Source organism: Rhodococcus sp. MTM3W5.2, from assembly GCF_001984015.1.
Taxonomy (GTDB): domain Bacteria; phylum Actinomycetota; class Actinomycetes; order Mycobacteriales; family Mycobacteriaceae; genus Rhodococcus_G; species Rhodococcus_G oryzae.
In genome coordinates this window covers 5314863-5336548 of record NZ_CP019572.1, presented here as the reverse complement: position 1 = coordinate 5336548, position 21686 = coordinate 5314863, and the positions used below count along the sequence as shown (strand labels likewise).

The 21686-nt window shown below is 68.8% G+C and carries 22 protein-coding genes and 2 pseudogenes; 7 read left to right on the top strand and 17 right to left on the bottom strand.

Annotated elements, in window-relative coordinates; genetic code table 11:
• Positions 1 to 78 precede the first annotated feature (78 nt).
• From BTZ20_RS24375 to BTZ20_RS24355, 6 genes are all read right to left on the bottom strand, one after another.
• Positions 79 to 795 carry a type 1 glutamine amidotransferase gene (locus BTZ20_RS24375; RefSeq protein ID WP_077043128.1) on the bottom strand — a complete coding sequence of 239 codons (717 nt, stop codon included), beginning with the start codon at positions 793 to 795 and terminating at the stop codon, positions 79 to 81.
• Positions 788 to 2047, bottom strand: a complete 1260-nt coding sequence (locus tag BTZ20_RS24370; protein ID WP_077043127.1) for a MurT ligase domain-containing protein — start codon at positions 2045 to 2047, stop codon at positions 788 to 790. The genes BTZ20_RS24375 and BTZ20_RS24370 overlap by 8 nt, the downstream gene beginning before the upstream one ends.
• A gap of 102 nt (positions 2048 to 2149) precedes the next feature.
• Positions 2150 to 3103 carry an EamA family transporter gene (locus BTZ20_RS24365; protein WP_077043126.1) on the bottom strand — a complete coding sequence of 318 codons (954 nt, stop codon included), beginning with the start codon at positions 3101 to 3103 and terminating at the stop codon, positions 2150 to 2152.
• A 103-nt stretch (positions 3104 to 3206) separates the two neighbouring features.
• The gene (gene asnB, locus BTZ20_RS24360) at positions 3207 to 4535 is read right to left on the bottom strand and encodes an asparagine synthase B (RefSeq protein WP_262982514.1); all 1329 of its coding nucleotides are present in this window, start codon (positions 4533 to 4535) and stop codon (positions 3207 to 3209) included.
• Positions 4532 to 4876, bottom strand: coding sequence for a hypothetical protein (locus BTZ20_RS29315; RefSeq protein ID WP_262982513.1), 345 nt, complete (start codon positions 4874 to 4876; stop codon positions 4532 to 4534). The genes asnB and BTZ20_RS29315 overlap by 4 nt, the downstream gene beginning before the upstream one ends.
• Positions 4877 to 5081: 205 nt before the next feature.
• Positions 5082 to 5549 (bottom strand): hypothetical protein, encoded by a 468-nt coding sequence (locus BTZ20_RS24355; RefSeq protein ID WP_077043125.1) that lies wholly within the window; start codon positions 5547 to 5549, stop codon positions 5082 to 5084.
• An 88-nt stretch (positions 5550 to 5637) separates the two neighbouring features.
• Here BTZ20_RS24355 and BTZ20_RS24350 point away from each other — a divergent pair, with 88 nt between their 5' ends.
• The gene (locus tag BTZ20_RS24350) at positions 5638 to 6531 is read left to right on the top strand and encodes a LysR family transcriptional regulator (RefSeq protein WP_077043124.1); all 894 of its coding nucleotides are present in this window, start codon (positions 5638 to 5640) and stop codon (positions 6529 to 6531) included.
• Positions 6532 to 6598: 67 nt separating this feature from the next.
• Here the strand turns inward: BTZ20_RS24350 and BTZ20_RS24345 are convergent, their stop codons facing one another.
• Positions 6599 to 6979, bottom strand: a complete 381-nt coding sequence (locus BTZ20_RS24345) for an SHOCT domain-containing protein (protein ID WP_189636698.1) — start codon at positions 6977 to 6979, stop codon at positions 6599 to 6601.
• A 158-nt stretch (positions 6980 to 7137) separates the two neighbouring features.
• On the opposite strand from BTZ20_RS24345, the gene BTZ20_RS24340 reads away from it, so the two are divergent.
• The 4 genes from BTZ20_RS24340 (at position 7138) to BTZ20_RS24325 (ending at position 11032) form a co-directional block, all read left to right on the top strand.
• Positions 7138 to 7563 carry a DUF6325 family protein gene (locus tag BTZ20_RS24340; RefSeq protein ID WP_077043123.1) on the top strand — a complete coding sequence of 142 codons (426 nt, stop codon included), beginning with the start codon at positions 7138 to 7140 and terminating at the stop codon, positions 7561 to 7563.
• A gap of 28 nt (positions 7564 to 7591) precedes the next feature.
• Positions 7592 to 7927, top strand: a complete 336-nt coding sequence (locus BTZ20_RS24335; protein WP_077043122.1) for an SHOCT domain-containing protein — start codon at positions 7592 to 7594, stop codon at positions 7925 to 7927.
• A 99-nt stretch (positions 7928 to 8026) separates the two neighbouring features.
• A complete protein-coding gene (locus tag BTZ20_RS24330; protein WP_077043121.1) occupies positions 8027 to 9925 on the top strand; it encodes an alkyl/aryl-sulfatase in 1899 nt (632 codons plus the stop codon).
• 87 nt (positions 9926 to 10012) lie between these two features.
• On the top strand, positions 10013 to 11032 hold the full coding sequence (locus BTZ20_RS24325) for an iron-containing redox enzyme family protein (RefSeq protein ID WP_077043962.1): 1020 nt from the start codon (positions 10013 to 10015) through the stop codon (positions 11030 to 11032).
• A 21-nt stretch (positions 11033 to 11053) separates the two neighbouring features.
• Here BTZ20_RS24325 and BTZ20_RS24320 read toward each other — a convergent pair whose 3' ends face one another.
• From BTZ20_RS24320 to leuA, 4 genes and pseudogenes are all read right to left on the bottom strand, one after another.
• On the bottom strand, positions 11054 to 11215 hold the full coding sequence (locus BTZ20_RS24320) for a CDGSH iron-sulfur domain-containing protein (protein WP_392980780.1): 162 nt from the start codon (positions 11213 to 11215) through the stop codon (positions 11054 to 11056).
• Between the two features lie 324 nt (positions 11216 to 11539).
• Positions 11540 to 12052: a methyltransferase gene (locus BTZ20_RS24315; RefSeq protein ID WP_223263499.1), complete on the bottom strand. Its 513-nt coding sequence runs from the start codon at positions 12050 to 12052 to the stop codon at positions 11540 to 11542.
• An 81-nt stretch (positions 12053 to 12133) separates the two neighbouring features.
• Positions 12134 to 12289 (bottom strand): DUF6131 family protein, encoded by a 156-nt coding sequence (locus BTZ20_RS27445; RefSeq protein ID WP_189636542.1) that lies wholly within the window; start codon positions 12287 to 12289, stop codon positions 12134 to 12136.
• A 207-nt stretch (positions 12290 to 12496) separates the two neighbouring features.
• A pseudogene (leuA, locus tag BTZ20_RS24310) lies at positions 12497 to 14304 on the bottom strand (2-isopropylmalate synthase).
• Between the two features lie 216 nt (positions 14305 to 14520).
• On the opposite strand from leuA, the gene BTZ20_RS24305 reads away from it, so the two are divergent.
• Together BTZ20_RS24305 and BTZ20_RS24300 are read left to right on the top strand one after the other, a co-directional pair.
• On the top strand, positions 14521 to 16236 hold the full coding sequence (locus BTZ20_RS24305; RefSeq protein WP_077043120.1) for a SulP family inorganic anion transporter: 1716 nt from the start codon (positions 14521 to 14523) through the stop codon (positions 16234 to 16236).
• 169 nt (positions 16237 to 16405) lie between these two features.
• Positions 16406 to 17017 (top strand): pentapeptide repeat-containing protein, encoded by a 612-nt coding sequence (locus BTZ20_RS24300; RefSeq protein WP_077043119.1) that lies wholly within the window; start codon positions 16406 to 16408, stop codon positions 17015 to 17017.
• An 84-nt stretch (positions 17018 to 17101) separates the two neighbouring features.
• Here BTZ20_RS24300 and BTZ20_RS24295 read toward each other — a convergent pair whose 3' ends face one another.
• The 6 genes and pseudogenes from BTZ20_RS24295 to BTZ20_RS24280 all read right to left on the bottom strand — a co-directional run bounded on the left by BTZ20_RS24295 (position 17102) and on the right by BTZ20_RS24280 (position 21673).
• On the bottom strand, positions 17102 to 17326 hold the full coding sequence (locus BTZ20_RS24295; RefSeq protein WP_077043118.1) for a hypothetical protein: 225 nt from the start codon (positions 17324 to 17326) through the stop codon (positions 17102 to 17104).
• A gap of 118 nt (positions 17327 to 17444) precedes the next feature.
• Positions 17445 to 17615 (bottom strand): helix-turn-helix domain-containing protein, encoded by a 171-nt coding sequence (locus tag BTZ20_RS30010; RefSeq protein WP_083742828.1) that lies wholly within the window; start codon positions 17613 to 17615, stop codon positions 17445 to 17447.
• A gap of 110 nt (positions 17616 to 17725) precedes the next feature.
• A pseudogene (locus BTZ20_RS30005) lies at positions 17726 to 18229 on the bottom strand (LuxR family transcriptional regulator); the annotation flags it as partial.
• Entirely contained in the window at positions 18151 to 20088 is a 1938-nt protein-coding gene (locus BTZ20_RS24290; protein WP_083742827.1) for an AAA family ATPase, read from the bottom strand. The gene BTZ20_RS24290 and the pseudogene BTZ20_RS30005, both read right to left, overlap by 79 nt.
• 161 nt (positions 20089 to 20249) lie before the next feature.
• Positions 20250 to 21251, bottom strand: a complete 1002-nt coding sequence (locus tag BTZ20_RS24285) for an LLM class flavin-dependent oxidoreductase (RefSeq protein WP_077043960.1) — start codon at positions 21249 to 21251, stop codon at positions 20250 to 20252.
• Positions 21252 to 21322: 71 nt separating this feature from the next.
• Positions 21323 to 21673, bottom strand: coding sequence for a GNAT family N-acetyltransferase (locus BTZ20_RS24280; RefSeq protein ID WP_077043117.1), 351 nt, complete (start codon positions 21671 to 21673; stop codon positions 21323 to 21325).
• Positions 21674 to 21686: the final 13 nt, after the last annotated feature.

Here is a 21686-nt window from a genome sequence, read left to right as displayed (position 1 = left end):
AGCGCCGTGCCGGATCGAGAGAGGGGCATATCGTTAAATTACGGATTGTAATTGCAGCCGTCGCCTGAACGACGCGGTCTAACGCCCGACTGCGAGGCGTTCCCGGCGCAGCCGGTCGACCTCCTCGAGCTCGAGCGGCTCGAGGGCGTCCACACCCAGCGCGCGGGCCAGCAGCAGGTCCGCCAGCTCCGGGTTGCGGGCCAGCGCGGGCCCGTGCATGTAGGTGCTGATCACCGAGCCCTGCACCACGCCCTCCAGTCCGTCGCCGACGCCGTTGCCGACCCCGTGCGTGACCCGGCCGAGCGGCTTCGCGTCCGCGCCGAGGCTGGTGCCGCCGCGATGGTTCTCGAACCCGGTGAGCGGCTGGGTCAGCCCGTCGAGCAGGGGGCGGGTGATCACCTCGCCGATCGAGCGCTCGGCCTGCGGCGAGGTGGTGACGTCGAGCAGCGACACGCCCTCGACGCGTTCGCCCGCCGAGGTCTCGTACCAGTGCCCGAGCACCTGGATGGCAGCGCAGATCGCCAGCACGGGGGCGCCGCGACCGGCCGCCTTCTGCAGTCCCGGGTAGCGGGCCAGGTGCCGGGTAGCGAGGCGCTGCGCCGAATCCTCCGCGCCGCCGAGGGTGTAGACGTCCAGCGACTCGGGCACCGGATCCGACAGCGTGATCTCGACGATCTCCGCGTCGATGCCGCGCATCCGCAGCCGCTGGCGCAGGATCAGCGCGTTGCCGCTGTCGCCGTAGGTTCCCATCACGTCGGGCAGCACCAGCCCGATCCGGACCGTCGACTCAGGCATCCCTGTTCTCCTTCGCGATGGCCGTGTTCAGGTCACGGAACGCCGTGTAGTTGGCCAGCACCTCGACCCGCCCGGGCGGGCAGGATGCGATGGCGCGCAGTGGGTTCGGTTCCAGTGTGTGTTCGACACCGGCATAGGTCAGGCGGACCGCGAGGTCCGTAGCCCGCTCGCCGGAGGCCACCACCTTGACGCCCTCGAAATGCTCGAACCGGACGTCCCACAGCCAGGACAGGTCCTCACCGTCGGGGACCTGGCCGTTGACCGCGATGACCAGGCCGTCGACGTCGTGGTCGATCATCGACAGCGCCTCCTGCCAGCCGGCCGGGTTCTTGGCCAGGAGCATCCGCAGCGTGTGCGCGCCGACCTGGACGGTGCTGTAGCGACCGGCGATCTCGCGGACCGAGGCGGCCGCGGCGACGGCGTCCTCCGCGCGCGCACCAAGCGCGACCGCCGCCGCGACGGCCTGGGCGGCGTTGCCGCGGTTCGCCTTTCCCGGCAGCGTCAGCGACATCGGGATCTTCGAACCGTCCGGACCGTAGAGGTGGTCGTCGTCGAGCCACCAGTCGGGGGTGGGCCGCTCGAAGTCGGTGCCGGTGCTGCGCCAGTGGTTGTAGGCGACGCCCGTCGCGTCGCCCGTGCGCTCCTCCCAGACGATCGGCTCACCGCTGCGCGGGCAGCTCACCGAGTCGCCAGCCCAGCCGCCGCCCGCCGCGACCCACACGACGTTCGGTGCGTCGTAGGCCGCGGAGGCGACCAGGACGTCATCGCAGTTGGCGATCACCACGGCGTCGGGATGCCGGGCCAGGCCGGCCCGCAGCTTGCGCTCGATCATGTTGATCTCGCCGACCCGGTCGAGCTGGTCGCGGCTGAGGTTGAGCAGCACGATCGCCTGCGGCTGCAGGGCGTCGCTCACGTGCGGGACGTGCAGCTCGTCGACCTCGATGGCGGCCAGCGACGCGTCCACGTGGGAGCTAAGCGCGGCCACGATGCCCGCGTCCATGTTCGCGCCGTCGGCCTGGGTCGCGACGTCGCCGATGGTGGCCAGCGCCGCCGCCGTCATCCGCGTGGTCGTCGACTTGCCGTTGGTCCCGGTGATCACGACGGTGCGCTTGCCGCTGCCGAGCTGGGTCATCAGGGTGGGGTCGATCTTGAGGGCGATCAGGCCGCCGATCATCGAGCCCTTGCCCCGGCCCGCCTTCTGCGAGGCCCAGGAGGCTGCGGCCGCGGCGCGCAGCGCGAGGCGGCCGCGCACGGAGAATCGGGTGGCCGGGCTGGTCGCCCCGGAATTGCCCGGGCGGGTGGCCCCATCATGACGTGTAGACACGGGCAGAGTTTTCCACACCCGCGGCCATGGTCAGATTCGTGCCGGTTCCGGGGTGGGCATCGTCACTGGTTCGTCCGTCGCAGGAGCCGTCGACGCGGGCTCACGCGTGGCGGACGGTGTGCTCGCGCGCGCCATTCCGCCGAGGCAGCCGCCGACAACGACCACCGCGCCGACCAGCGACAGGGCGCTTGGCCGCTCGCCCAGCACCAGCCAGGCCGCGCCGATCCCGACGACAGGGACCAGCAGCGAGAACGGCGCGACGACGCCGGCCGGGTAGCGGCTCATCAACGCGGACCACAGCCCGGAGCCGGCGATGGTGCCGAGCAGGACGATATAGGCGAGTCCGGCCAGAGCGGGCCAGCCGTCGGCGCTGAACGAGTCGCCGAGGGCGGACCAGCCGGTGGTGGGGCCCTCGACCACGGCGGAGAGCGCCAGCATGGGAAGCGGCGCCACCACGGTCATCCACAGCGTCAGCCGCAGCGGGTTGTCTGCCTTGGCGAGCCGGTTGCCCAGGTTGCCGAAGGCCCAGCCGAGAGCGGCGAGCAGGGTGAGCAGCACCGGCAGCAGCGCCGCATGCTGGGCGCGGTCCCAGCCGATCATCGACATCCCGCACACCGCGACCGCGATGCCGAGGAGTTGGCGGCGGCTCACGTGCTCGCGCAAGAGCAGGGCGCCGAGCAACACCGTGAACGGCGCCGAGGCCTGCAGCACGAGGGAGGCCAGTCCGGTCGGCATGCCGGCGTTCATCGCCCAGAACAGGAACCCGAACTGCGCCACGCCGAATCCGACCCCGTACAGCAGCAGCCAGCGCACCGGCACGTTCGGTCGCGGAACGAACAGCACCACCGGGATCGCGATGACCAGGAACCGCAGCGCTGCGAAGAAGAACGGCGGGAAGTGGTCGAGCCCGGCGCGGATCGCGAGGAAGTTCAGTCCCCACAGCAGCGCAACGGTCAGTCCGAGGGCTCGGTCACGGTTGGTCATGGCGTTAATCGTGAGCGAGCGAAAGCATCAGAACAATCGAATAAAAATGGACGGTTGATGTAGATCTTCTACATCAACCGTCCATCGATCGTGCGGCTGGTTGCTAGCGGGCGAGTGCCTGTTCGTGGACGCCCTGGACGGCGCGGCCGGAGGGGTCGGCCATCGCGGCGAATTCCGGGTCCCACTCGAGTGCGGCGGGGGTGGAGCAGGCGATGGACTTGCCGCCCGGCACGGTGGCCGCGCAGGCCTCGCCGGGGAAGTGCTGGGCGAAGATCCGCCGGTAGAGGTAGGCCTCCTTGGTTTCCGGGGTGTTGTGCGGGAACAGTTGCGCGGCGGACGCGAGCTCGACGTCGGTGACCACGGCCTCGGCGTGGTCCTTGAGGCCGTCGATCCAGCCGTAGCCGACGCCGTCGCTGAACTGTTCCTTCTGCCGCCACAGGATCTGCTCGGGCAACGCGCCCTCGAACGCCTCGCGGATCACGGCCTTCTCGATCCGGCCGCCGCCTGCCATCTTGTGGGTGGCGTCCATGCTCATCGCGGTGTCGAGGAACTCCAGGTCCAGGAACGGCACCCGCGCCTCCACACCCCAGGCCATCATCGACTTGTTCGCGCGCAGGCAGTCGTAGCTGTGCAGGGCGTCGAGCTTGGCGACGGTCTCCTCGTGGAAGGCCCGCGCGGACGGCGCCTTGTGGAAGTACAGGTAGCCGCCGAACATCTCGTCGGCGCCCTCCCCGGAGAGCACCATCTTCACGCCCATCGCCTTGATCCGACGCGCCAGCAGGAACATCGGGGTCGAGGCCCGGATGGTGGTCACGTCGTAGGTTTCGATGTGCCGGATCACCTCCGGCAACGCGTCGAGGCCCTCGGCGAAGGTGTAGACGAAGCCGTGGTGCTCGGTGCCGAGGGAATCGGCGGCGAGCTGGGCGGCCGCCAAGTCCGGCGAGCCCTCCAACCCGATCGCGAACGAATGCAGGTGCGGCCACCACGCCTCGCTGCGGTCGTCGTCCTCGACCCGGTCGCGGGCGAATTTGGCCGCGCACGCGGCCACCAGCGACGAATCCAGACCGCCGGAGAGCAGCACGCCGTAGGGGACGTCGGTCATCATCTGCCGGTGCACCGCCTGCTCGAACGCGGCCCGCAGCTCCTGCGGGGACACCCGGGTGCCGACGGTGGCCGAGTGCTCACGCCACGGCTTGTCGTAGTAGCGGCGCAGCTCACCGGTCGCGCTGTCGTAGAGGTGGCCCGGCGGGAACGCGGCCACGTCCTCGCACACCCCGACCAGTGCCTTCATCTCCGACGCGACCAGGATGCGGCCGTCGCCGTCGTGACCCCAGTACAGCGGGATCACCCCGATCGGGTCGCGGGCGATCAGGAACCGCTGCTGCTCGGCATCGAACAACGCGAACGCGAAGATGCCGTTGAGCCGGTTCACGAAATCGGTGTCCCCTCGCGGTAGAGGGCGCTGATCACCTCGCAGTCGGAGCCGGTGGTGAAGTCGTACCCGCTGGCCTCGCGCAGCTCACGGTGGTTGTAGATCTCCCCGTTGGCCGCCAACGCGAGGTGCCCGTCCCGCGAGCGCAGCGGCTGCGACCCGCTGGCCGGGTCCACGATCGCCAGGCGCTCGTGCACCAGGATCGCGCCGTCACCGACGAACACCCCGCTCCAGTCGGGCCCGCGGTGCCGTTGCCTGCGCGACAGTTCCACGGCCTGAACGCGCAGCGCGGCCAGATCGTCGCCGGACTGCAGACCGAAAATGCCGAGGATCGAACACACGGGGCCGAACTCCTTTGAATCGTGGCAGGAGAGGCCGACCGATGCCTGCCCCCGCTGGGTTGGTCGATGACGCAACACAGCGAGGGCCCACCGAGGCAGGCCCTCGCCATGTGAATCTGTTGAAGGTTACTCGTTGTTACCGTGCCGTTCGCCCGCCATTGCGGATTCGTGCCAACAGGCGGGATGACCGGCCATCCGATCGGAGCTATCCGGCGGCGATGTGCTCCTCGAGTAGATCGAGCGACTCGCCGTTGTCGTCGCCCACCTTGGCCAGCAGGCCGGTGGTCAGGAGCAGCCAGGACAGCAGCTGTGCCCCCGGCTTTCCCTTGAACGCCGGGCGGAAGCGAATGGTCTCGGTGACGATGTGGCCGCCGTCCGCCGGCTCCATGGTGAGCGCCACATCCTGCCGAATGCCCCGTTGCTTACCGGAGAACTCGAACACCCTGTTCGGCTCGTGCCGAGTGATGGTCCAGCGGACGACGTCGAAGTCGCATTCCTCACCGTGCCTGGCGTCCCAGCCGTGCCCGGCGGCCATCACGAAGTCCGGCCCGAGCACCGTCTCGGTCTTGTGCTCCTCGTACAGCCCCGACTCCGCCGGGTGGGTGAAGGCGTGCCAGATGACGTCCGGGTCACCTTCCAGCAGTCGCCAGTTCGTGAACGATGTGTAGCCCATGGCTGCTCCCCGATGGTGTGACCCGGCCCGCACCCACGAACGTGTGCGCGGCGGGCGAAGTTGTTGCCCGACAGAGTAGCTTTCGTGCATGGACGCCGAACGCCTCCGTGTGCTGCGCGAGCTGGCCGACCGGGGCACGGTGTCCGCGACCGCGGCCGCACTCTCGATGACCCCGTCGGCGGTGTCCCAGCAACTCAAGATCCTCGCCCGCGAGGCGGGGGTCGCGATCCTGGAACCGGACGGGCGTCGCCTGCGGCTCACCGATGCCGGGCACGCGCTGGTCCTGCGCGCCGAGGATGTGCTGGCCGCCCTGGACCGGGCAAGCGCGGAGATGGCCTCGTATCGGGGGTCACCGCGCGGGCGGGTCCGGGTCGCGCTGTTCCCCTCCGGGGCCGCGCTTCTGCTGCCGGGGGTCCTCGCCCGGATCTCCGAGCTCGGGGTCGAGATCGAGGCGCAGGACGTGGACGAGCCGGCATCGGCGGTGCCGGCGCTGTTGGCCGATTTCGACGTGGTCCTCACCCACCGCGACGAGCGGGCTCCCTCGCTGATCTCGCCGCGGGTGCGGACAGAGGCGCTGATGCGCGAGCCCATCGACCTGCTCCTGGGCCCGGGGCACCCGCTGGCCGACAGGTCCGAGGTGGGGCTCGACGAGCTGGCGGACGAGAGCTGGATCAGCGTGCGCGGCGGGTTCCCCGTCGACGATGTGTTGCAGTCGGTGGCCGCCGCCACCGGGGTCCAGCCCAGGGTGGTCCAGCGCATCAACGACTTCCGGGTGATCGAGGAGTTGGTCGCGGCGGGGTACGGGGTGGCACTGATGCCGCGATATGCGCTCGCGCACCCGGGGCTGGTGTGCAAGCGCCTCGCCGGTGTCCGGGCGGCCCGGATCTATGAGTTGGCGACCCGGCCGGCCGCGACGGACCGGCCCGCGGTCGGGGCGGTGCTCGCCGCCTTCCGGGAGGAATCGGCGACCGTGAACGGGTGAGGCAGAGACGGCGAAACTCCGGGCACCGCAGGGGCGCCCGGAGTTTCGTCGGCAGTGCGGGGGAAGGCTAGGAGAGCGCCTTGCTCTTGAGCGCCGTGAACTCGGCCTCGGTGATGGCGCCGCTGTCCAGCAGTGCCTTCGCGTCCGCGATCTGGTCCGCAGGGGACTTTCCGCCCGCGACGGTCTTGATGTACGCGTCCTGCTGCTCCTTGTACTGCTGCGCCTGAGCGATGGACCGCTTGGTCATGCTGTCACCGCGGGCGATGAGGTAGATCAGAGCCGTGATGAACGGCAGGAAGATCAGGAAGAAGACCCACACCGCCTTCCACCAACCCGACAGCTTGTGGTCGCGGAAGAGGTCGCCGATGATCGAGAAGAGCAGCATCAGGTACGCCACGAAGGCGAACGTGATGATGATCAGCCACAGGAAATCCCAAAACGAGTTCACGTCGTTCATCAAAAGCTCCATTCACATAAGGATCTGACTGTTCGTCAAAGGTTCCTCGGTTCCGGGCGATGGTGCCTCATCCGTATCAGGTGAAAACGATGCCTTCTCATCCGCCGAGGGTGAGGCGGATCGGACGGACGCGGCGGCACGCTTGAGGCATGAGCGACTCATTGAACATCGGCCCGGTGGAGCTGGTGGTGCTGACCTTTCCCGGTGCTCGAGTGCATCCCGGCACCATCGCGGCGCTCCAGGATGTGGTCGAACGGGGTTACGTGACGCTGCTCGACCTGGTCTACATCGCGAAGGACGCCGACGGCAACATCACCCAGGTGGACGTCGACGAGGACCTCGACGAGGTCGGCCTCGCCATCCTGTCGATCGAGGCGAAGGCGCTGATCAGCGACGAGGACCTCGACGTGGTTCGCGACTCGCTGGAGCCGGGCACCTCGGCCGCGGTCATCGTCTACGAGGAGACGTGGGCGCGCCAGATCGCTGCGTCCGTCCGCGGCGCGGGTGGCGAGGTCGCCCTGCACGTTCAGATCCCCCGCGAGGCTGTCGTGGCGGCTGTCGCAGCCGCACTGTAGGAATTCCGCACCAGCACAGGAGAGTCACATGGTTTTCAGAGCCGGCCGAAGGGGCCGTCCAGGATTGCTCGGCACCGTTGCGCGCACCGCCGTCATCGCCGGCACCGCCCAGGCGACGTCCAACGCGATGAACCGTCGGTCCCAGCAGAAGGCCGCTGAGCAGCAGGCCTATGTAGACCAGCAGGCGGCGCAGCAGCAGGCCGCGTACGCGCAACAGGCTCAGGCTCAGCAGGTTCCGGCGCCGCAGGCCGCGCCCGCGGGCGACGACCTCATCACCAAGCTGCAGCAGCTCGCTCAGCTGCACCAGTCTGGGGCGCTCTCCGACGAGGAGTTCGCCGCCGCGAAGGCGCAGCTGCTCGGTTAAGCGGCTCCGCCGCCCGTGAGTACTTGTGGCCCCGAGGCGGGCCACAGGTACTCACGGCTCAAGCCTTCTGCCCCATCGACGAGAGGATCAGCGGTTCCCATGACGACTCCCGAGGACGCGACCGCGACGATCGCGGCGGCCAACGAGCGGGCTGCTCACACCCTCCCGTTCGCCGACGACACCGACCTTGCCGATGCCGAGCGCGGGTTCATCGCGGCACTGAATCCGGGGGTGGTGACTGGTGTCGACGGAACGGTGGTGTGGGACAACGATTCCTACGCCTTCCTCGAGGAACCCTGCCCGCCGACCGTGAACCCGAGCCTGTGGCGCCAGTCGGGGCTGGTCGCGAGGCAGGGCCTGTTCGAGGTGTGTGAGCGGGTGTACCAGGTCCGCGGCCTCGACCTGTCGAACATGACGCTGATCGAGGGCGAGACAGGCGTGGTGGTGATCGACCCGCTGATCTCGCGGGAGACCGCGGCCGCCGGACTCGCGCTCTACCGCGAGCACCGCGGCGAACGGCCCGTCACCGGCGTCATCTACACGCACTCGCACATCGACCACTTCGGTGGCGTCAAGGGCGTCACGACGGAGGAGGACGTGGCCGCGGGGCGCTGCCCGATCCTCGCGCCGGTCGGCTTCGTGGAACACGCCGTCGAGGAGAACGTCTACGCGGGCACCGCGATGGCCCGGCGGGCCGCCTACATGTACGGCGCGGCGCTGCCCCGGGGACCCCGTGGCGGGGTCGGTGCCGGGCTGGGCCAGACGACGTCCACCGGCACGCCGACCCTGATCATGCCGACCCTGTACGTCTCCGCGACCGGGCAGGTGGAGACGGTCGACGGGCTCCGCATCGAGTTCCAGATGACGCCGGGCACCGAGGCGCCGTCCGAGATGAACTTCTACTTCCCGGATCTCCGGGCCCTGTGCATGGCGGAGAACGCGACCCACACCCTGCACAACCTGCTGACCCTGCGCGGCGCGCTGGTCCGGGATCCGCACGTGTGGTCCAAGTACCTCACCGAGTCGATCAACCGGTACGCCTCGAAGTCCGATGTGCTGTTCGCCTCGCATCACTGGCCGACGTGGGGGTCCGAGCGCCTCACCGAGTTCCTGTCGCTGCAGCGGGACCTCTATGGCTACCTGCACGACCAGACGCTGCGACGGATCAATCAGGGCCACACCGGAATCGAGATCGCGGAGGAGATCGAGCTGCCGCCCGCGCTGGCCGACACCTGGCACACCCGCGGCTACTACGGCTCGGTCAGCCACAACGTCAAGGCGATCTATCAGCGCTACATGGGCTGGTTCGACGGGAACCCGGCGCACCTCTGGGAACATCCGCCCGTGGAGTCGGCCACGAGGCACGTCGAGTTCATGGGCGGCTCGGCCGAGGTGCTGCGCAAGGCAAGGGAGTCGTTCGCGGCAGGTGACTTCCGTTGGGTCGCGCAGGTGGTCAACTACGTGATCTTCGCCGAACCCGACAACGCGGAGGCGAGGGCGCTGCAGGCCGACACCTTCGAACAGCTCGGCTACGGCGCCGAGAACGGAACCTGGCGGAACTTCTACCTCACCGGGGCCTACGAGCTGCGGAACGGGTCGGTGGGAACGCCGACCAAGGCCGACGCCCCAGACATCGCGGCGGCGTTGTCGGTGGAGCAGGTCTTCGACGCGGTGTCCCTGCGGATCGACGGACCGCGGGCATGGTCGGCACGCATCGTGATCGACTGGCGGGTCACCGACGAGGACCTGGTGCACCGGACCCAACTCAGCAACGGGCTGCTGGTCCATTTCGACCTCGATACGGAACCCACCGGCGCCGATGCCACTTTCACGCTCACCCGTCCGGTGCTCCTCGGGGTGCTGGTCGGCGGCGCGGACATCGCGAAGGCGATCGCCGACGGAACCATCGTCGCGGAGGGAGACGTCGCGAAGCTGGTCGAGCTCGCCGGTTATCTCGATGCGCCCGACCCCGATTTCGCGATCGTCACTCCCGACTGAGATCGGGCCCGGTGCAGCATGTGGAGCGGGCACCGGCATCGACAGACTGGAGGTTTCGAGCGGATGCCGCCGCGGTATCCAGTCACCATGACTGCAGCCCTACCGTTGCCGCGGGGTCCGATCTCATACGCACTCGTGTCCGCCCTGTCGCAGGGGGACCGTGGTTCGCTCCACACATTTCCGCACCTGGGCCAATCCGACGTGTTCGGCGGCGACCTCCAACTCGCCCTCCAGATCTGCTACGAGTTGCACTACCGCGGGTTCGAGGCCGTTGATCCCGAGTGGGAGTGGGATCCGGACCTCATCCGTGCGCGTGGGGCGATGGAACGCCGATTCCTCGATCGACTACACGCCGAGGTCTCAGGGGGCGTCGACGCCGACGGCGCGCTGGCCGCCGCGGCACATGAGCCGGACGGTGGTGCGGGCGCGTCGAAGTACCTTCTCGAGCACGGCACCTGGGACCAGATGTGCGAGTTCCTGGCCCACCGATCGATCTATCACCTCAAGGAGGCCGATCCGCACGCCTGGGCGATTCCGAGGCTCGAGGGGAGCGTGAAATGCGCATTCGTCGCTGTCGAATACGACGAGTACGGCGGGGGCCGATCGGAACGGATGCACGCCAGGCTGTTCGAGGATCTACTGCAGGCCGCCGGACTCGACCACCATTATCTCGGTTACCTCGACGACGTCCCCGCGGAGACGCTGGCGACCGTGAATTTGATGTCGCTGTTCGGATTGCACCGCAGCCTGCGTGGCGCGCTGGTCGGCCACTTCGCTGCAGCGGAGATCACCACTCCGCCTGCCGCGCGCCGGATGGTCAGCGCCCTGCTGCGGATGGATGCGCCCAGTGAATGCGTGCACTTCTATACCGAACACATCGAGGCAGACGCCGTGCACGAGCAGATACTTCGCCACGATGTGGTCGGCGCTCTCCTCGAGCAGGAACCTGATCTCGCCGGCGACGTCGTGTTCGGGATCCAGGCCACCGAACTCGTGGAGACTCGACTATCCGACCATCTGACACGCCACTGGCGAGCCGGTGCCAGTTCGCTACGGGCCGTCCATGACTTGCCCGTGAGTCGCACCGCAAGCAGTGTCAACGGGTAATTGCAGGTGTCACAGATATCCCTAGTCGGAATCGCGAGGCCGACGCCGGACGGCGCGACTCCGGTGGCTGGCATCGCACAACGGGTACAGGGCACTGAGTTTGCAGCGGCACACCGCCACCACGAACCGATCCGAGATCACAACTCGACCATCGCGCAGGGTGATGCGCACAGGCCCACGCACGAGCGCAGGGCCCCCGCGCACCAGGCGGAGGCACTCGGATTCGGGGCCGTCCCATTCCGGCGGCTGCTCCCCGTCGAGCCCCTCCTCACCCCTGGACACTGGTGGGCCTGTCCGCACGGATGACCACCAACTCCTCTTCGTGCTGGCCGCGCCCGCAGTATCCCGCGGACTCCAGGTATCTCGAACGCCTGCGCATCACCGGTCCGAACGAAAGGCGCTCGCGCCGCACCACCGCGGCCCGAAGACCCGTCGACCTCAATTCACGGAGCGTCAGCTCCACGCCCGATACCGCCGACTGCACGAGGAGCAGGGCGCCTCCGGGGCTCAGCAGCTCGAACGACGCCGAGCACAGTGGCCCGAGGACTGCGCGCCCATCCGGGCCGCCGTCCCAGCGATGCGAGTGTCCCGCAGGACCCACGAGCCGGACCGGGGGCTGGGTACGTAGGGAGGATTGGACACCACGACGTCGAAGGGGCCCTCCGAGACGGCAACCGCGAGACCACCGCGCCGGACTCTGATCGGCAGTCCGCGCCCACGCGCGTTCGCCCATGCCACCCCGGCCGCCAGCGACGAACGATCGACCGCGGTGACCTTTGCCGCCCCGGCTCTGGCCGCGACCATCGCCAATGCCCCACTACCACAGCAGAAATCGAGAACCTCTGCCTCCGGGGTGACCGACGCCGCGAGCGCCGACGCAAGCATCCACGTGTCCTCCTGCGGCCGGTACACCCCAGGGGTCCGCCAGACACGAGGGTGACCGGCAGCGCCGCCGAAGCCGACAGAGCCTGCGGTGTTGCCGCCCGCCGTCCCCGCCCTCGAACTCGTCTGATGAGTCATGACGTTCGAGTACCCCGGTCCCGGATCTCGAAACCGGCCAACCGGATTCTGTCCGTGGACCTGCGCCAATCACGGTGCCGCTCAGTAGTAATGGGCCCGTCCACCTACCGCGTGCCCCATCGACCCGAGTAGGTACAGCACCGCACCGACCACCAGAAGGACGATTCCGATCGTCCACAGGATCGGGATGCTCAGGAGAAACCCGACAACCAGCAAGATGAGTCCAAGAATGATCATGACAGGTATGCCTCACTTCGGTCACAGTGCTCGCGAGTCAACAGGAACACTGCCGCGAATTGCACCGTGATCCGCATACCCGCAACCCAGAGGATGCAAACCTGACAGCCGACCACCGCGGACGGTCGCGTCCGGCGGCGGACTGCCACCGGTGTGCGCGCGTCGTACCCCGACCGGGGTACGACGCGCGCACAGGCGCGTCAGCGCCTAGTAGGCGCGGTTGACCGCGGAGACCACGCCACGCAGCGAGGCGGTGGTGATCGAGGTCGCGATGCCGACGCCCCACACCGTCTTGGTGACACCGTCGGGCCGGGTGACCGCGCACTCCACGTAGGCCGCGGCCTGCGCGTCGTCGCCAGCGGACATGGCGTGCTCGCTGTAGTCCAGGACCCGGACGTCGAAGCCGATGGTCCCGATCGCGTCGACGAACGCGGCCAGCGGGCCGTTGCCGGAGCCGGTGATCTCGTGTTCCTTGCCGTTCGCCTTCACCACGGCGGTGATGGCGTCGGTGCCGCCGTCCTCCTCGGACGCGGTTACCTTCTGGCGGATCCGCTCCAGCGGGCTGATCGGGGCCAGGTACTCCTCGTTGAAGACGTCCCACATCTCCTTGGGGGAGACCTCGCCGCCCTCGCCGTCGGTGATCCTCTGGACGGCGGAGGAGAACTCCATCTGCAGGCGGCGCGGCAGCACCAGGCCGTGGTCGGCCTTCATGATGTAGGCGACGCCGCCCTTGCCGGACTGCGAGTTCACCCGGATCACGGCCTCGTAGCTGCGGCCCACATCCTTGGGGTCGATCGGCAGATAGGGGACCGCCCAGACGATGTCGTCGACGTCTGCGTCCTGCGCGTCCGCCGAGATCTTCATCTGGTCGAGGCCCTTGTTGATCGCGTCCTGGTGGCTACCCGAGAACGCGGTGTACACCAGGTCGCCGCCGTACGGGTGCCGCTCCGCGACGGGCAGCTGGTTGCAGTACTCGACGGTGCGGCGGATCTCGTCGATGCTGGAGAAGTCGATCTGCGGGTCGACGCCGCGAGTGAACATGTTCAGGCCGAGGGTGACCAGGCAGACGTTGCCGGTGCGCTCGCCGTTGCCGAACAGGCAGCCCTCGATGCGATCCGCCCCGGCCTGGAAGCCGAGCTCCGCTGCCGCGACGCCGGTGCCGCGGTCGTTGTGCGGGTGCAGCGACAGGATCACGGAGTCGCGACGGGCCAGGTTACGGCTCATCCACTCGATGGAGTCGGCGTACACGTTCGGCGTCGCCATCTCGACGGTGGCGGGCAGGTTCAGGATGATCGGGTTCTCGGGGTCGGCGCGATCACCTCGGTGACGGCGTCGCACACCTCCTTCGCGTACTCCAGCTCGGTGCCGGTGTACGACTCGGGGGAGTACTCGTACCGCCAGTTGGTGTCCGGGTACTTCGCCGCCTCCTGCAGGCACTTGCGGGCGCCTGCGGTGGCGATCTTCTTGATCGCCTCGCGCTCGGCCCGGAACACCACCCGCCGCTGCAGGATCGAGGTGGAGTTGTAGAAGTGCACGATGACGCTGCGGGCGCCGTCGCAGGCGGCGAACGTGCGCTCGATCAGCTCGTCGCGGCACTGGGTGAGGACCTGGATGGTCACGTCGTCGGGGATCGCCCCGTCCTCGATGATCTCGCGGACGAAGTCGAAATCGGTCTGGCTGGCCGACGGGAAGCCGACCTCGATCTCCTTGTAGCCCATCCGCACCAGCAGGTCGAACATGCGGCGCTTGCGGGCCGGGCTCATCGGGTCGATGAGGGCCTGGTTGCCGTCACGCAGGTCGACCGCGCACCACAGCGGGGCGCGGTCGATGATCTTGTCCGGCCAGGTGCGGTCCGGGAGGGAGATGGGCTCGACCTCCTCGGCGAACGGCCGGTACCGGTAGGTCGGCATGGAGGAGTTCTTCTGCGGGTTCCAGACGGGCTGGTCGGCAGGTGCGGGCTTCGACGGCGGCGTGATGGTGCGCGATCCGGAAGTAAAAGCGTCGGCGGATGACATTGACGATTCTCCGAGATGAAGGGGACGGGTGGTCCGATGGTGTCGACCGGCGCGTCAGAACCCCGCGACGGGTGGCCAGTCTGGATCAGACCCCGTCGCGGCGGTGAAGAAGGAGCGCCCGCTGCATGAGGAAGAGTCTACCTGCCTCGGCAATCCCACAGAATCTCACCCGTCGGGAGTGATGCCCGTCGATCGCGGGGCCGTGAGGCTGGCGGGATGGTGTCGACAGTGTCCGTGATCCGCGGTTGGGTGCGTTCGAGGATCCCCGAGCGCAGGTTCCTCAAGGCGGACCTCGTCGCGGCGATCCCCGGTGCGATCAGCAGCGTCCCTGACGGGATGGCGTCCGGGGTGCTGGCCGGGGTCAGCCCGGTACACGGCCTCTACGCGAGCTTCGCCGGACCGCTGTTCGGCGGGATGCAGACCAGCACCAAGCTGATGGTGATCACCACGACCAGCGCCTCGGCGCTCGCCGCCGGTTCGGCCCTCGCGGAGGTGCCGGAGGCGGAGCGGTCCGGTGCCCTGATCCTGCTGACCCTGATCGCGGGCGCCGTGATGGTCGCGGCCGCCGTGCTCCGGCTCGGCCGCTACACCCGCTTCGTCTCGCATTCGGTGATGACCGGCTTCCTCACCGGGATCGCCGTCAACATCGTGCTCGGGCAGCTCGTCGACCTGACGGGGGCGACTGTGTCGGGGTCCATCGCCCTCGCCAAGGCCTTCGACCTGGTCACGAACCCGACGCGCATCGATCTGCCGTCGCTGCTGACCGGGCTGTTGGCCCTCGTGCTGCTCATCGTCCTCGCGCGCACCAGGCTGGCGTTGTTCAGCGCCCTGATCGCGCTGGTGGTGCCCTGCCTGATCGTGATCCTCCTCGGCCTCGACAGCGTGGCCCGGGTGGCGGACGTGGGCGCGATCCCGACCGGGATCCCGCTGCCGCAGATCCCCGACCTCGGACTGCTGTCGCCGTCGCTGATCGGGGCCGGGTTCGCCGTGGCCGCGATCGTCCTGGTGCAGGGTGCCGGCGTCGCGGAGGCCTCGCCCAACCGGGACGGCTCCCGGTCCCTGCCGAACCAGGATTTCTCCGCGCAGGGCATCGGCAACATCGGTTCCGCACTGTTCGGCGGGATGCCGGTCGGCGGATCGGTCGGCCAGACGGCGTTGAACGCCACCGCAGGCGCGCGCAGTCGCTGGGGCGCGGTCTACTCCGGGATCTGGATGCTCGTGATCCTGGTGCTGTTCTCGGGGCTCGTCGGGAAGGTCCCGATGCCGACGCTGGCGGCGGTGCTGATCTTCGCCGCGGTTGGCTCCATCCGCCCCGCGCAGATCGCCTCGATCCTGCGCAGCGGACCCAGCTCGGTCATCGCGCTGGTGACCACCTTCATCGCGACCCTGCTGCTCCCGGTCACCGCTGCCGTCGGGATCGGCGTCGCGCTCTCGATCTTGCTGCAGCTCAACCAGGAGGCCGTCGACCTCAAGGTCGTCCGTTTGCGGCCGACCGATGATGGGCTGCTCGAGGAGGCCGACGCCCCGAAGACGCTGGCGAGCGGGGAGGTCGTCGTGCTCGACGTGTACGGCAGCCTCTTCTACGCGGGCGCGAGGACGCTGCAGGTGCACCTGCCGGACCCGGGCAACGCCCGCTCGCCCGAGGTCATCCTGCGGCTGCGGGGCCGAACCACGTTGGGTGCCACCTTCTTCAAGGTGGTCGCGGACTATGCGGGCAGGCTCGATCGACTCGGGGGCCGGTTGTATCTGAGCGGCCTCACGCCCGAGGTGCTCGACTACTGGGACGCCGACCGCCTCGACAGTCAGGGCGTGTCCCTCGAGACGTTCGCGGCCACGCCGATCCTCGGTGAATCGACCGGTCAGGCAATCGAGGAGGCCGAGCGCCGGCTGGTCCGTCAGCGTTCAGCGGGGGCCGGCCGAACTCGTCGGTAGCTTTGTTTCGCGAAAGACGAGAACGAGGGGGGCTCGTTCGTTTACTGTGTCCGCGTCGGGCTGTGATTTTGACCCGTGCAGGGGTCGTTCTGGAAGTAGGAAATTCATGTCGGCTTTGAACAATGCTGTCCGTGGGCTTGGCGTCGCGGTCCTCAGTACCGGAATTGCGATGGTGGGTCTGGCGGCGGTCGCCCCGACCGCGGGCGCCGACACGGTCCTCGGGACCTGCACCGTCGTCTCGAGCCCGAACCCCGAGCACGCCACCGATTGCATCGGGGCGAACCTGGCCGGGGCGAACCTGACGGGCGTGAACCTGTCCGGTGCGAACCTGTCCGGTGCGAACCTGCTCGGTGCGAACCTGTCCGGCGCGAAGCTGACCGGTGCGAACCTCAGCAGCGCGAACCTGGGTAACACGCTCCTCGCGAACGCGGACCTGGGCGGCGCGAACCTGACCAACGCCTACCTGGTCAGCGCGAACCTCGTCGACGCGAACCTGGCAGGCGCGAACATGGCGGGGGCGAACCTGTCCGGCGCCAACGTGTTCGGGGCCAAGCTCAAGGACGCGCTCTCGGTGAACCTCGCCGGTGCCAACGAGAACGGCACGCCGGTCGGCGGCGGCAGCAGCTCGATGCCGAACGGGCAGCCGCTGTTCGGCTCGAGCGTGACCGGTTCGACGAACATCTCCGGAATGGACCCCGTGATCGAGGAGGGGCAAGAGGCGCTGCAGCCGCTGATCGGTTCCGCTGTCACCGGCTCGACGAACATCAGTGGAATGAACTGACCGCACGACGCGGTAAGAATCCGCATCTCCGCGCGACCGGCACCCGCCGGTTCGCTCGGGGGTGCGGATTTCTTTTGCCCTGGCTCAGTCTGGGAGGCGTCGCATCTCGATGACCGTCAGGCCCATCGTGTCGAAGCGCGCCAGCATCCCGCGCAGCTGGACGTCGCCGTCGATCGGGCCGTACAGCGTCGTGTAGGCGTGCGGGGTGGGCGCCAGGCTCAGCTCCGGAAAGGCGGCCAGTACGCGCTCGGACAGGTCACCGCGTACAAGGAACTCGTAGCGGACCCGGGCGGGTTCGGGGTGTGCCACCGACGGGCCTCCTCCTGAGTCGACTGGGCTGATCCGTGATCAGTGGACCTTCGACTCCCAGTCTCCGCCGAGGTGAGGCGCGCGCCTCACCCGCGAGTGGTGAAATGCGCGGCCGCGGTCACAGCAGCCCGCGCGCCCTGGCCTCGGTGATGGCATCCCGCCGGGTCCGCACGTCCAATTTCCGGTAGATGCCGCGCAGGTGCGTCTTGACGGTGTTGACGGAGACGAACAGGTCCGCGGCGATCTGTTCGGCGGTGTGCCAGGAGGGCAGCTCGACGAGGAGTTCCATCTCGCGGGGGTGAGCAGGTCAGTCGTACCCTGCGCGGACTGCGGAATCACCGACCGCGCGCGTTCGGCGAACTTGTCGTACACCCCGAAACGGCCGCGGTGCCGGTCCAGCAGATCCCTCAGCGGCTCGCCGCCGTCGTAGAACGGCCGCAGGACGCCCTCGGGTTCGGCGATGGTCATGGCCTCGACCAGCGCGGAACGGGCGGTGATCGACTCGTTCCTGGTATCCGCGATGGTGGCCGCCATCAGCCAGGCGCGGATGAGGGTGACCTCCGACAGGCAGACGAGTTCGCCGCTGAGGACCGGGGCGAGTTCGCGGCGCGCCGCGTCCAGCCGTCGGTGGTGCAGCGACATCGTGGCGTGCAGCACGGCGACCTCGCCGCCATGCCCGAGTTCGGCCGCGGTCTGCTCCGCGACCTGGGCGGCCCAGACGGGCTCCCCGACCTGGAGGAACGCCCGTTGGGCGGACGTCGCGACGAGGGCGGTGGTGCCGGGCGGCAGCGGTCGGTTCCGCGCGGGCCCGCAATGGTCACGGATCACCCGCGCCACCGCATGCCGGTCATCGGTGGTCTCGAATTCGAGGATGGCTCCCAGGAGCACCGCGACCCGCCCCATCGCCGGGTTCTCGCAGTCCACGAGTTGGGGACACACTGGCTCATCAGTGGCGCGGTGGCCTCGTCCTCCATCCTCAGGTAGTGGCCGAGGGCGCCGAACAGCTGGGCGACGTGGAAGTGCCTGTGATCGGTGAGGTGGTGGGCCCGGCCGTGGTCCGCGGCCTCCGATGCTCTGGCAGTCATGTCGTTGAGGCGGCCCCTGTATCCCGCCACCGCGGTCAGCGCGGCGAGGGCCTGCAGCACGACGGCGGGCAATTCGGCGGCGCGAGCAGTGGCCAGTGCGTCTTCCAGGTGCCTGCCCGCGGGCTCGAGCCGGCCGAGATACATCTCGGCGATGCCCTCCTGCAGCAGCGCGAAGGAGTCGAGCTCCGGATCGCCGGCCTCGCCGACCGGATCGGACTGCAGTGTCTCGAGTGCGTTCTCGATTCCGCCGGTCTGAACGGCGACCTGCAGGCGGAGCCCGTCTCCGAGCATTTCGAGCTCGGCGGGCATTTCCGCGTCATCCTGTGCCGATTCGCGGTCGAGTGCGCTGAGGGTGGACGAGGCGGCGGCGGTGTTGCCCCTCGCGAGTTCCGCGGCGACCCTGAGCAGTCGGGTGGACGGATCGGCCCGAACGGCCGGTGACACGCGGTCGAGGACGCCGATCACGGCGGCCCAGTCGCCCGCGAGCACCAGCCGCAGGCCGCACTCTCGCAACAGCGTCAGCAGGGCGTCGTCGTCGCCGGCGTGCAGGGCGTGTTCGAGCGCGTGCACGTGATCGCCGCTCCGCGCGAACCATTCGGAGGCGACCGCCTCGAGGTCACCGACCGCGAGGCGCCCCAGCCGGCCGACCTCCGCGCGCAGATACTCGCGCAACAGGGGGTGATACCGATACCAGCCCGGCGCGCCGGACACCCGCTCGACGAGGAAGTTGGAGTGCTCGAGCGTGTCGAGGACATCGCGGCTGCCCTGATTCCCGGTGAGGACCTCGGCGAGTTCCGCGGTGAACGCGTCGGGGATCGACGTCTCGACGACGAACCCTCGCTCGTCCTCGGTGAGACCGTCCAGCACCTCGTTGACGAGATAGTCGGCGACGACCCTGCTGTCACCGTTGAAGTCGGTGATCATCGCGGTGGGGTCGGGGTGGCGCGCGAGCGAGATCGCGGCAAGCCGCAGGCCTGCCGCCCACCCCTCGGTTCGGCTGCGGATCTTGGCCAGGTCGCATTCGCCGAGGCGCACGCCGTGCTCGGCGAACAGGATCGCTGCCTCGTCCTCGGTGAAGGCGAGTTCGCGATGGGAGAGGTCGAAGACCCTGCCCTCGAGGCGCATTCGGTGGACGGCCAGCGGCGGTTCGAAGCGTCCGGCGAGGATCGTGCGCAGGTTCGGCGGTGCCCAACGAAGGAACTTCCCCAATGACTCCAGAGCCGCCGGGTCGTGCAGCAGATGCGCATCATCGATGATCAGCCAGATCGGAGCGTCGGCCGCCTCGAGCGCGTGAGCGAGGGCGGCGGGGTAGTCGTCGCCGGTCGTCGGGGGCAACTGGCGAATCGCCTCGGAGACTGCCGAGTTGCCGGTGTTCTCCAGGGCCGAACGGACCGCGGAACGGGCCGCGCCCAGTTCGTTGTCTTGTTCCTCGATGGTGAGCCAGGCGATGGTCGCCGGATCGGGCTGCGCGGCGGTGGCGGCGGCCCAGTCCGCGAGCAGCATCGTCTTGCCCGCACCCACGGGTGCGATGAGCAGTGCGATGGAGGGTGGGAGTCCCGGCGGCGAGGACGTCGCATCGGAGAGCGAGTCGAGAAGCCGCTGACGACGGATCACCGGGTGCGCGTAGTTCGGGACCTGATTGCGCGCCCGGTATGTATCCCAATTCACGACGGACATCTGGCCTCTTCCCGACGGTCGATCCCGCCGAGGCCCGTTGCATCGGCGTTTCCCCCGCTCGAAGCACCGCGCGGGGGCCAGTAAAGGGATCGTAACGGCAGGGCAGTGTCTTCGGGTGTCGTACCCGTGACTAATTGGTGTCCGAAGGGTGAGGCCCGTCCCTACTGCCGGATCAGCGGGGCCACTTTGGTTCCCAGCAGCTCGATGGTCCGCATCACCTTGTCGTGGGGGAGCGGGCCGACGCTGGGATGCAACATGAACCGTTCGATGCCGAGCGTCTCGCGCATGTCGACGATTTTCTCCGCGACCTGTTCCGGATTCCCCAGTACCAACGAACCGCCGGGTCCGCGGAGGCCGTCGAAGCTCTGGGGATTCATTGGCGCCCAGCCACGTTCCCGGCCGAGCCCGGTCATCGCGGCCGCGTAGCTCGGGTAGAACTCGGCCGCGGCCTGCTCCTCGGAGTCGGCTATGTACCCGTGTGCGTGCACCGCGATCGGCTGGGGGCCGTGGCCGCCCTCCGCCACGGCGCGCCGGTGCAGATCGGCAAGCGGGGCGAACCGTGCGGGACCACCGCCGATGATCGCGAGCGCCATCGGCAGGCCCAAGAGTCCCGCCCTGGCAACGGATTCGGGGTTGCCGCCGACCCCGACCCAGATCGGGAGCGGCCGTTCGGGCCGGGGGTAGACCGACTGGCGGTCCAGGGGCGCCCGGTGGTTCCCCGACCAGGTCACCGTCTCGGAATCGCGGATGGCCAGCAGCAGGCCCAGCTTCTCGGCGAACAGTTCGTCGTAGTCGGCGAGGTCGTAGCCGAACAGCGGGAACGACTCGGTGAACGAGCCTCGCCCCGCCATCACCTCGGCGCGGCCGCCCGAGATCAGGTCGAGGGTGGCGAACTCCTCGAACACGCGGACGGGATCGTCGGAACTCAGCACGGTCACCGCGCTGGTCAGCCGGATGTCCGAGGTGCGGGCCGCGGCGGTGGCCAGTACGACGGCGGGTGCGGACGCCACGAAGTCCGCGCGGTGGTGCTCGCCGACCCCGTACACATCGAGGCCGACCTGCTCCGCGAGTTCGACCTCCTCCAGGAGGTTGCGCAGCCGTTCTCGCGGCGACACGCCCCCGTCGGTGCCGACCTCCGCAAACGTCGTCAAACCGAGCTCCATCGAGCCACCCTCCATCATGTAGTCAAAAGATCAACTATGTGGGTAACTCGGAGCCCAGCGCAAAAATTCCGTCAGGCCTGTGAATCCCGCACGGCCTGCAGTGCCTCGCGTGTCACCGGGTCCACCGCGGCGGCGAAGTCGTCGTGCTTCTCGAGGTAGCCGGCGACGAAGGGGCAGATGGGGACTATCCGTTTGCCACCGCTGACGGTCTCGGCGAGCGCGTCGTGGATCAGCCGGCTCGCGAGGCCGCGGCCGCCGTACTGTTCCCCGATCTCGGTGTGGAAGAAGATCCGTTGGTCATCCCGATCCAGGTACTCGGTGAATCCGGCCAGCTCCGTGCCGAGGCGGATCTCGTAGCGGTGCAACGCGGGGGCGTCCAGGACCGCGGGTGCCGGTGCGTCTGCGACATGTTCGTCTGCCATGGCCCCACTATGC

Excerpts from the sequence above, each read along its gene's own strand:
- BTZ20_RS24375 (WP_077043128.1), bottom strand. The coding sequence starts at position 795 with ATGCCTGAGTCGACGGTCCGGATCGGGCTGGTGCTGCCCGACGTGATG.
- BTZ20_RS24365 (WP_077043126.1), bottom strand. The coding sequence starts at position 3,103 with ATGACCAACCGTGACCGAGCCCTCGGACTGACCGTTGCGCTGCTGTGG.
- BTZ20_RS24355 (WP_077043125.1), bottom strand. The coding sequence starts at position 5,549 with ATGGGCTACACATCGTTCACGAACTGGCGACTGCTGGAAGGTGACCCG.
- BTZ20_RS24350 (WP_077043124.1), top strand. The coding sequence starts at position 5,638 with ATGGACGCCGAACGCCTCCGTGTGCTGCGCGAGCTGGCCGACCGGGGC.
- BTZ20_RS24340 (WP_077043123.1), top strand. The coding sequence starts at position 7,138 with ATGAGCGACTCATTGAACATCGGCCCGGTGGAGCTGGTGGTGCTGACC.
- BTZ20_RS24335 (WP_077043122.1), top strand. The coding sequence starts at position 7,592 with ATGGTTTTCAGAGCCGGCCGAAGGGGCCGTCCAGGATTGCTCGGCACC.
- BTZ20_RS24330 (WP_077043121.1), top strand. The coding sequence starts at position 8,027 with ATGACGACTCCCGAGGACGCGACCGCGACGATCGCGGCGGCCAACGAG.
- BTZ20_RS24325 (WP_077043962.1), top strand. The coding sequence starts at position 10,013 with ATGACTGCAGCCCTACCGTTGCCGCGGGGTCCGATCTCATACGCACTC.
- BTZ20_RS24315 (WP_223263499.1), bottom strand. The coding sequence starts at position 12,052 with ATGACTCATCAGACGAGTTCGAGGGCGGGGACGGCGGGCGGCAACACC.
- BTZ20_RS27445 (WP_189636542.1), bottom strand. The coding sequence starts at position 12,289 with ATGATCATTCTTGGACTCATCTTGCTGGTTGTCGGGTTTCTCCTGAGC.
- BTZ20_RS24305 (WP_077043120.1), top strand. The coding sequence starts at position 14,521 with ATGGTGTCGACAGTGTCCGTGATCCGCGGTTGGGTGCGTTCGAGGATC.
- BTZ20_RS24300 (WP_077043119.1), top strand. The coding sequence starts at position 16,406 with ATGGTGGGTCTGGCGGCGGTCGCCCCGACCGCGGGCGCCGACACGGTC.
- BTZ20_RS30010 (WP_083742828.1), bottom strand. The coding sequence starts at position 17,615 with ATGGAACTCCTCGTCGAGCTGCCCTCCTGGCACACCGCCGAACAGATC.
- BTZ20_RS24290 (WP_083742827.1), bottom strand. The coding sequence starts at position 20,088 with ATGTCCGTCGTGAATTGGGATACATACCGGGCGCGCAATCAGGTCCCG.
- BTZ20_RS24285 (WP_077043960.1), bottom strand. The coding sequence starts at position 21,251 with ATGGAGCTCGGTTTGACGACGTTTGCGGAGGTCGGCACCGACGGGGGC.
- BTZ20_RS24280 (WP_077043117.1), bottom strand. The coding sequence starts at position 21,673 with ATGGCAGACGAACATGTCGCAGACGCACCGGCACCCGCGGTCCTGGAC.